Raw genomic sequence first — 7,536 nt, 5'->3', positions numbered from 1 at the left:
ATGACTTGTCTACGAAACTTATTATATTTTTTTCTTTTTAAAAATCAATTTTATTGTCATAATTTAATAAATAAAAGCGATTACATCTCCTAAAATTTAAAAAAAACCGCTTTTATCACGGTTTTTTAGGATATATAAATAATAAGTATGGTATTTATCTTTTAGCTTTCTTTAACATTTTTTGAATTATTTGTATTTGATTTTGATAATCATCAAATGAAGTAAGTTTATAAGACCAGTTATGTGGACCTACTGTCCCTGGTAAATTAATACGAGCTTCTTTGCCATAGCCAAGTAGATCTTGTAAAGGAACAATAGAAATCACTGCATCACATTCAAGTGTATATGCCAGCATATCTTCCACAAGATTTTCTCCTATATATCCTAGCCCCTTCATAATTTCTTTCATTCTTTCTTTATCATCTAATTCTTCATACCATTGTTTAAGAGTAGCATTATCATGTGTTCCTGTATAAACAACACAATGTTGAGGAATTTTATATTTAACTTTTCTTTCATCTTCTCCAAAAGAGAATTGCATAACTTTCATTCCTAATAAATCATAATGATCTCTCAGTTCATGTACTTGTGGACGTAATTCTCCTAAGTCTTCAACAATCATATTAAGTTTAGGCAATTGTTTATAAACTGAATCTAAAAAATGATAACTTGGTCCTTCTATCCATTTTCCTTCTCTTGCTGTAGCACTTCCATAAGGAACTGACCAATATGTATCAAAAGCCCTAAAATGATCAACTCTTAAAATATCAAAAATTTCATTATTCCATTTTAATCTTTTGATCCAAAAATTATATCTTGTTTTCTTTAAATAATCCCAATCATATAAAGGATGTCCCCATAGTTGGCCATCTTTTGAAAAATAATCAGGTGATGCTCCAGATACGAATTTAGGATAAAATTTATCATCTAATTGAAAACATTTACGATACTCATAAACATCCGCAGAATCATCACCTACATATAAAGGTAAATCTCCCATGATAGATATTCCTTTTTGATGTGCATGTATTTTTAATAAATTAAATTGTTTTACAAAAATATATTGAAGAAATTGAATATAATCAATTTCTGCTTCTAATCCTTCATTACTTCCTTTAATATTTTGATCTTCATCATTCCAATCTACCCAAGGTAAACCTTCGTTTGCTTTATTTAAAGCCATAAAACGCGCATATTTTTTTAACCAAAATGTTCCTTTAACAAAAGTACGATATTCTTTCTTTAATTCTTTATCTTTTAAGAAAACTTGATAAGCTTTTCTTAAATAACGATTTTTAAATAAACGTACGCGTTTATAATCAACTCTTTTTAAATCTTGTAAATAGTTAGGAACTTCATCTAACAAATGCCAATCTTTTAAAAGTTCTAAAGAAATATATATTTCATCACCAGCAAAAGATGAATAAGGAGTATAGGGTGAATTCCCGGAGCTTGATGGATTTAATGGTAAAATTTGCCAAATAGAAAAACCTGCTTGAGCAGATAAGTCAACAAATTCATAAGCTTCTTTTCCTAAATCCCCTATTCCATGTTTTCCTGGTAAACTAAATAACGGTAACAAAATACCAGCTTGTCTTTGATCAAGTGCTTTTAATTTCATGATTTTCACCTCTTCTTTAAATATACCATAAAAAAAGCGTCTTCGCTTATGAAAACGCTATCTTTTTTAGTTTTAAAATGAAAAGGTTCTATTTTCTTAATCTTGAAAATAGAAACCTTTTGTTTTAGTCTTCTTTTGTTCTTTTTCTTAAAGATACATAAACGATTGCTGCCATTAATGCAAATGTTGCAAATGTCCATACAGATGTTGAATCACCTGTTTTCACTTTGTTATTTGTTACAACTTGAGGTTTATGAGCAGGTTCATTTGTATCTGTAGTGATTGTTGGTGCTTTTTCTAATGCATTAATAGCGTTTTGTAATTCACCTACAAGGGCATCGACTTCTTCTTGTGTCATTTCTGATGAATTTTCTAATTTCTTAGAAATTTCAGTAACAACATCTATTAATTTAGAATAAGATGCTTCTGTATATTTTTTACTATCTAATTGTTTAATTTGATCTAATAAACCATGGATACCATCTAAATTACCACGTTTAACAAGTTTTTGAGCAGCTTCTTTTAAAGTATTAGTTAATGCTTGAACGTTATCACTTGTGTTTTCATTTTCTAAAGCATCTTTTACATCATTGTAAACTTTTTCAAATTCTTTCCATGATGATGCTGTATAATCTTTTTCTTGATATTGATCCATTAATGCTTTTAATACATTTACTTCATCATCTGTTGCTTTTAAAACTAATTGTGTTCTTGCATCTTGTAATTGTTTTAAAGCTTCATCTAATTGTTCTTTTGTTGCATCTTCTTGTTCGATTAATGTTTGTGCATTCTTTAATGCTTTTTTAAATGAATCAGCAGTAGATGTTAAATATTTATTTGTATCTAACTTATCTAATTCATTTGATGCAATATAATCTTTTAACTCTTTTTTACTTACTGATACTTTTGTTACTAATTGAGCTTTTGCTTTTTGTAAAGCATCTACCATATCAATAACTTCTTTTTCAGTAATTGTTGCTTCATCCTTTTTAATGAATTCTTGAGCAAGTTTCACTTGATCTTGTAAAATAGTCCATGTTTCACTTGTATAATCTTTTTCTTTTAACTTGTTAATTGTATTAAGTTCATCTTTAACACTTTGAATATCTCCACGTTTAACAAGATTTGCATAAGCAACTTCTAATTCAGCTTTTGCATTTGTAATAGCATCTAATTCACCCGCTTGTTTATCTAAAACTTTTTGAGCTTGTTTTAATGCCTTTTCAAATTCTTTATAAGAATCTGCTGTATATTTATTTTCTTTAACATCTAAAGAATTAATATATTTTTGTAAATCATTAGCTGCTGTTGAAGCATATTCATCATCATTTAACATAATAACTTCTGAAATTGTTGGAATTTTATTTTCATCCCATTCAATCTTTAATTCATAAACGTTTCCTTCAGGCATATAGAATTCATTTAATGATTTTTTAAGAGTTCCAACTTGAACCCATTTCTTTCCATTTTCACCATCTACAAGAACAGATACTCTTGCATTTGAAATTTCACCTTTTTGAATAATATGCATTTTCTTAACATCTAAATCACTTGATAACGTATAAGTAATGCTTCCAGCTTCTTTAGAACCTGGTCTATAAGCTGTAGATAAATCTCCATCAAACATATATTGAGGAATAAATCCATTTGCTTCTACAGTTGAAGAAGTATATGTTGGATCATTTGAAACTGGTACATATTCTCCATCATTGATAACAATTTCATTGAAAACAACAGCTCTATTATTATTTGTTGCTGTCATTAAGATCTTTAAGTAACGTGCTTTAACATTATTAGCAGTTCCTTCTACATAGACTTTATTTGGATATGTGCTTGATGCTTTATAACCTGCATCTGAATCAATACATTTAACCCCAGCATCATTTGTATTTTCAACACCATCTCCAATAGTAATAACTTTTGTCCAGTTTTCTAAATCATCTGATACTAAAATATCAGCATCTCTAATATAGTTAACTGCACTATCTTGGCAATACATTTGAATTTTAGAAATTGTTCTTTCTTGTCCTAAATCATAAATAATATATTGTCCTTTTTGTGGAAAATCACCAAATTCTGTTGTTGAATCGATATTACCATCAAAAGCAGCACCATTATTTCTAGTATCTTCACCAACACCCCATGAAGGATTAATATTCATAGTTGCTTTATATAAATATGGTGCTGTAATTTCATTTGAATGTACTTCAAAATGATTAATTGTTAATTTAATAGCTTTGTCTGTTTTATTAATTAATCTTACATATCTTCCATCTGGAAGTTCTTTTTCTTGACCTGTTACAGTTGTCCATTCAACACCATTTTTTGAAACTTGTAAAGTTGCTCCTTGACCATTTTCATAATCAATATTGAATGTACTTAAATCTTTGATTCTTGATAAATCAACACCAACGTATTGACCTTTTTCTAAAGTAATTTCTTGATTATAGATCAATTCTGTAAGTGCTTCTTCACTTTGTGAAGCTAATCTATAATCTGTATTTGTATAAACATTAGCATTATTGAAATCTTCATCTGGATTATAAGCTTTTACAGAGAATTCAGAGAAAATAACCCATACAGCTCTCTCTTCTTCATTCACTAAACGTACATAACGTGCTTTTAAACCATAGAAGTTTTCTTCAACTGTATCTTTACCACTAGCTAAACCTTGATATGTTTTATAAGTAGTCCAGTTTTGGTTGTCATCAGAGTATTGTAAACTATATTTTTTCCATTTATCTCCAGCACTACGATTTCCACCGATGACTGCATAAACTTTACCAATAGCTGTTTCTTTACCTAAATCCCAACCTATATAATCACCTTTTCTTGTTGTATCACCTGAGGTACTAAAATCTAATGCTGTTGAACTATCACCATCTGTTAAATTATCTACTGTTCCTTGATAAATTCCCCATGTATCTGTATACATAAATGTTGCATTCATTTGTCCTGGATCAGCCATTTTAAATGTATTGACTTTCCACCAATATCCTGCTGTATTACTTTTTAAATTTAATTCTAAGTTTCTAATACGAACTGCTTTTGCTTTAATATTTTGACTTGATACATCTAATTCAACAGAAGCATCACCATTATATTCTTTTAATACTTTCCATGTTTGACCATCCGTTGTATATTCAATGACATATTTTGTTGATTTATCTGTTCCTGCATCTTGTCCAAAATAAATTGTACCTAATGTTTTTGCTTTTTTGAAAGTTAATGTAATACTTGCATCAACTGGTAAATAATCTTTAATTTCTCCACCTTTATAAGGACTTTCAGCAAAATGAGCATAAGTAGCATTACTGTCATCTAATAAATTATTTAAAGAACCACCTTTAAGTGTCAATTTATCGACAGATAATGTACCTGGATCTTCTTCAGTTACTACTTCATCTGCATTAACAGCAATATCTCTAATACCTAACCAAGTATTCGCTTTATCTTCAGTAGCAATCATGCGAATACCTTTAACCCCTTTTAAATTTAAGTCAGTTAAAGCTACATCATTTGGTAAAGTATATTCTTGATTATCTAAATCAACCCATTTTTTACCATCTGTTGTATATTGCACTTTAGCTTTAGAAAAAGTATCTTTTGAATTTGAATTTGTTCCTAATCTAAAAGTCACTCTATCAATATCAATTGCTTTTGAATAACTAACGCCTACATAAGTTCCTTTACTAATTGTATTTGGTGTTTTATAAACGATTTCTGTATTGGCTTTATTATCGAATACATTATCAATATTACCTGTTGGTGTATCACTACGATTTGTAATAAATTTAGTAACTTGTTTATTTGGATTTACAATTGTAGAAGCAATATCTCCTAAATAAGAATCCATTGCTTTAATAAATGGTACGATATGTTGTACTCCTACTTCTGCATATTCTAAATGATCAACATAATTGAATCCATATGTTTTTGATTTTTCAAAAGCAGCTTGTCCAGTAGAATATAGATCCCAAATCTTATCATTAGCTTCTTCATCTTGTACAGCTTTAACAGCTTTAAGATAATTTATTGCTGCATCTGCTGTATCATCCCAACAGTTTAACCAATATACAATTTGATCTTTTATTCTTATATCACCTGCTTGTGCTCTATATGTAGCACTCGCATTTTTTAAGATTGTAAATTCATTGATCAAATCTTTAAATTGTTCATCACTGATTGTTGTTCCATTTGTAAGAGCTTCTTTGAAGCTTGTTAAACGATCTTTTAAATCTACTGATTCTTGTAATGCTGTTACACGGCCATCCATATTTTGATTGATCATATGTTTTGAAAGTTCTCTTAAAGCAGCTGATGCTTGAGTTTCAATAGCGCTATTATGATCGACATATTTAAAGGAAGCATTCCAGCATTTTTGAGCTTCTTCTTTACTTTGCCAAATATTCCATGAGTAACATGCATTCCCAAAAATTGCAACTTTACTTGGCTCAGATTGTTGCATTGGATTTAAAACGATTCCTTGAATCTTATTTGGATCTACACCAGGGTGTAAAAATGTTGTATATCCACCCATAATTAAGTGTTTTTTAGAGTTATCTGTACATGGCCAGTTGATCCACATATATGGTCCACGTCCAACATTATTTGTAAAAGTTGTTGTGAAGTTATTTGTTACTTCTCCCCAAACTCTACCACCTGTCATGACAATTTGAATATTTGCTGGGAAATTTTGATAATAACTTTCACCATTATACATATATTCTTGTGTACAGAATGGTAATGTTAATTTTAAATCTGGATATGTTTTTTGCATTTCTTTTAACCATGCTGTCATATCAGTTAATGTTTTTGTATAGTTAGCACCACCAACATTTCCAGCATCATCTGCTAAAATAGCAATTTGACGAACACCTGCTTTAATAACTTGTTCAAATTTAGCTTGTAATACTTTTAAGTCTGCTTGATAGTTTTCTTCACTATTATACCTGATGGCATTATACATATATGGATGTAATGCAAATACAAAACGACATTTTGATTTATTTCCTGCTTCAGCAAGAGGTTTGATTTTTGTTTCAATTTCTTCATCTGTATAAAGTTCACGCCATTTAGAGTTATGTTTAGGATCATCTTTAGGAGCATAGAAATAAGAATTCAACTTGTAGTATCCTCCCCATTCCATTAATTTCTTACGATCCTCAGTTGACCATGGATTTCCATAATAACCTTCAATAAATCCACGACTAGCAACATTAGCATAATCTTCTATTGTAAAATTACGGATATTTGTTCCGTCTAATTGTTTAAAGATATGATACAAACTTGTAAGACCATAAAAAGCCGCATCTGTATCTTTACCTAATACTGTAATTGTTCCATTATCAACCTTTAATAAGTATGAATCTAATTGATCAAATAATTGGGTTGTTTTTACTGAATAATGTTCACCAACATATTGATCAACATATTGATTTGAATCTTTAATACCTACTAAAATGTTTGTTTGGCCTTCTTTTACTTCTTCAGAAGTACTTGCTTTTATATTTTTAATAGCTAATACTTCATTCATTCTATCCTTTGTATATTCATCAATACCATCTTCATAGACAACATTGACAGTAGATGTCATATCAAATGAACCATCTTGATAATCCATCATATGAGGATTTGGATAGACTTCATAATCATTTTCCAAAGCACTGACGATTGGATAAGAGTGAATACATCCAATTGACATTAAAAATGCAAGTGCTAGAGAAACAATTCTCTTTACCTTTTCTTTCATATTCTTCTTCCTGGTATATTGTAATTGACCCATCTAAGTAGTCATAAACAATATACATTCCTTTCTATCAATCTTATTTATCCGTGATTGATGACGGTCTTGTTATCTTGTAATATTGAAATATGTGAATGTGGATTTGTATTTTCTTCCTTGTGGCTCGACT

At 29.4% G+C, this 7,536-nt stretch carries 2 protein-coding genes; both read right to left on the bottom strand.

All coding sequences use genetic code 11. The annotated features are described in order from the left end of the window. Nucleotides 1-154: 154 nt before the first annotated feature. Complete coding sequence (malQ, locus tag LJD34_RS14975; RefSeq protein ID WP_032090622.1) at nucleotides 155-1,621, bottom strand: 4-alpha-glucanotransferase; 1,467 nt, start codon at nucleotides 1,619-1,621, stop codon at nucleotides 155-157. A 124-nt stretch (nucleotides 1,622-1,745) separates the two neighbouring features. Beyond that, a complete protein-coding gene (locus LJD34_RS14970) occupies nucleotides 1,746-7,373 on the bottom strand; it encodes a beta-N-acetylglucosaminidase domain-containing protein (protein WP_227360280.1) in 5,628 nt (1,875 codons plus the stop codon). Nucleotides 7,374-7,536 lie beyond the last annotated feature (163 nt).

The organism is Faecalibacillus sp. MSK20_93 (assembly GCF_020589945.1).
GTDB classification, from domain to species: domain Bacteria; phylum Bacillota_I; class Bacilli_A; order Erysipelotrichales; family Coprobacillaceae; genus Faecalibacillus; species Faecalibacillus intestinalis.
Note: the sequence above shows the minus strand (reverse complement) of the source record. Positions and strands in the feature narration are given on the sequence as shown.

Coding starts and splice junctions, on each gene's coding strand:
- LJD34_RS14970 (WP_227360280.1), bottom strand. CDS start 7,373: ATGAAAGAAAAGGTAAAGAGAATTGTTTCTCTAGCACTTGCATTTTTA.
- malQ (WP_032090622.1), bottom strand. CDS start 1,621: ATGAAATTAAAAGCACTTGATCAAAGACAAGCTGGTATTTTGTTACCG.